This is a genomic window from Streptomyces sp. NPDC007095 (genome assembly GCF_040634475.1).
Lineage (GTDB): Bacteria > Actinomycetota > Actinomycetes > Streptomycetales > Streptomycetaceae > Streptomyces.
Genome location: NZ_JBEYFS010000533.1, coordinates 1 through 1,255 on the forward strand (window position 1 = coordinate 1; position 1,255 = coordinate 1,255).

The following is a 1,255-nucleotide window of genomic DNA, read 5'->3' on the forward strand; positions in this document are numbered from 1 at the left end:
CTAGTAGCGTGTCGCTGCTTAGTTGTGGCATGTCTGGTTGGGAGGCTGGTGTCTGGTGGGTTTCTCTTTCCCTTTTGCCAGACAGGACTGTCGTCGTGGGTTCGCAGAAGAAGCGTCCGGTCAGGTTGACACCGCAGGATCGTGAGGAGTTGGTCCGGGTGACCACGACGGGTGTTCGCCCAGCCTCGATGATCATGCGTGCGCGGGTGCTACTTGCACTGGACACCTCGGTGGGGGAGGTGGATTCCAAGGCGGTGATCGCGGCCCGGCTCGGCGTCTCCGGTGAGACGTTACGGCTGGTCGCCAAGCGTTTCGCCGAGACCGGCGGTGATGTGCGCGCCACGATCGCGCGGAAGAAGCGCGACCTGCCACCGGTGCCCTCGCCGGTGACCGGCGAGGTCGAAGCCCGGCTGATCGCGATGGCGTGCTCACAGCCACCCCAGGGCTATACCCGGTGGTCGCTGCGGCTGCTGGAGAAGCACGTCGCACTGGCCGAGGACATCCCCGATCTGGACCACTCCACCATCGGGCGGGTCTTAAAAAAACGGAACTGCGCCCCCACCTGAGAAAGTGCTGGACCATCCCACCACGGGCGAACGCGGAGTTCGCGGCCCGGATGGAAGACGTGCTGGCCGTCTATGCCCGGCCTTACGACCCGGCACGTCCGGTGGTGTGCATGGACGAGAAGCCCTACCAGCTCCTCGCCGATACCCGCGACCCGCTCCCGGCCCGCCCCGGTCACGACGCCTGCCAGGACAGCGAGTACATCCGCTGCGGCACGTGCTCCATCTTCGTGTGGGTCGAACCCTTGCGCGGGCGGCGTCGCGTCCAGGCACTGCCCCAGCGGACCCGGATCGACTGGGCCGGCCAGGTCAAGCAGTTACTGAGCGTGGACTACCCCGATGCCGAGGCCGTGGTGCTGGTGATGGACAACCTCAACACCCACGGCATCGCCTCGTTGTACGAGGCATTCGAACCACAAGAGGCGTTCGCCCTGGCCCAGCGCCTCGAGATCCACCACACGCCCAGGCACGGTTCATGGCTCAACATCGCCGAGATCGAACTCTCCGCGCTGACCCGGCAATGCCTCGATCGCCGGATCAGCGACCTCGGCATCCTCAACGCCGAACTCTCAGCCTGGCAGAACGCCACCAACACCGACCAACGTCAGGTGGACTGGCAGTTCACCACCCACGACGCACGCATCAAACTGCGCCACCTATATCCCAAAACTTAGCCGCGACAATCTACTAGT

General features: G+C 64.9%; 2 protein-coding genes. Both read left to right on the top strand.

Translation table 11 applies throughout. The features are described from left to right. On the top strand, nt 1–566 hold a 566-nt coding region (locus tag ABZ656_RS58020), incomplete at its 5' end, for a helix-turn-helix domain-containing protein (protein WP_360280856.1). Continuing rightward, nucleotides 455–1,237: an IS630 family transposase gene (locus tag ABZ656_RS58025; protein ID WP_360280859.1), complete on the top strand. Its 783-nt coding sequence runs from the start codon at nt 455–457 to the stop codon at nt 1,235–1,237. The genes ABZ656_RS58020 and ABZ656_RS58025, both read left to right, overlap by 112 nt. The last annotated feature ends 18 nt before the right edge of the window (nt 1,238–1,255 follow it).